Raw genomic sequence first — 374 nt, 5'->3', positions numbered from 1 at the left:
CTGATAAATCTTTCCATTCAGGGTTCGAAGAATTAATTAATTCTTCTTTTCGTTTTCTATTACCAGACTTTAATTGTTTCTCTCTAATGATGGCTTGATTAATATCATCAAACTCTTCAAAATAAATAAGCTTATCACAATTATATTTAGATGTGAATCCTTTAAATGTTTTTGTTTTATGTTGATATAGTCTTTTTATTAAATCACTTGTTACACCAATATAAATAACTGTATTATTTTTATTAGTCAGAAAGTACACGAATGATTTTTTCATAATATTATTTTAATCTGTCATTGCGAGCGTAGCGTGGCAATCTGCTTAATTTGAATTCTGTTTTGACAGATTACTTCGTCATTTCATTCCTCGTAATGAC

The 374-nt window shown here is 27.3% G+C and carries 1 protein-coding gene; it reads right to left on the bottom strand.

Going from position 1 to position 374, the window contains the following annotated elements; genetic code table 11:
• The coding region (locus AC1EUY_RS16180) for a GIY-YIG nuclease family protein (protein ID WP_480196588.1) at positions 1-274 on the bottom strand (274 nt) is incomplete at its 3' end.
• Positions 275-374: the final 100 nt, after the last annotated feature.

The organism is Maritimimonas sp. 2210JD6-3 (assembly GCF_056591795.1).
The sequence above is the reverse complement of the archived record's forward strand: the minus strand, read 5'-3'. Positions and strand labels throughout refer to the sequence as shown.